Origin of the sequence: Acetomicrobium sp. S15 = DSM 107314 (assembly GCF_016125955.1) — a bacterium.
Taxonomy (GTDB): Bacteria; Synergistota; Synergistia; order Synergistales; family Thermosynergistaceae; genus Thermosynergistes; species Thermosynergistes pyruvativorans.
In genome coordinates, this window is record NZ_JADEVE010000107.1 from 1 (window position 1) to 342 (window position 342).

The 342-nt window shown below is 46.8% G+C and carries 1 protein-coding gene; it reads right to left on the reverse strand.

Annotation, left to right across the window (positions count from 1 at the left end):
- A partial coding sequence (locus EZM41_RS02880) for a Clp protease ClpP (RefSeq protein ID WP_342449215.1) occupies positions 1-318 on the reverse strand: 318 nt, incomplete at its 3' end.
- Positions 319-342 lie beyond the last annotated feature (24 nt).

The window sequence follows — 342 nt, forward strand, 5'->3', positions numbered from 1 at the left end:
CATGGCTACGTAAAATGGAAACATGGCCTTTGTCACTTGTTCAATCTTGCGCTTACCCACAACGCACCCTACAAAAAGTGCATTTCCCACAGGAGGTGTACACAGCCCTATTCCTAAGATCATCATCATCGTATTAACTGGCATGATAATTTCATCACCTGCCATAGCCACAATGGAAGCAGCCGATGCCGCCATTCCGTCCACATAGATCGTCACCGTTGCAGGATGATACTTCAGAAGGGTATATATCGCATGGGCCGACATCACATTTCCGCCTGGAGAATTAATCCTGACTTTTATTTTTTGGACATTGCCGATGGCCCTGAGTTCTTCCGCAAAGCG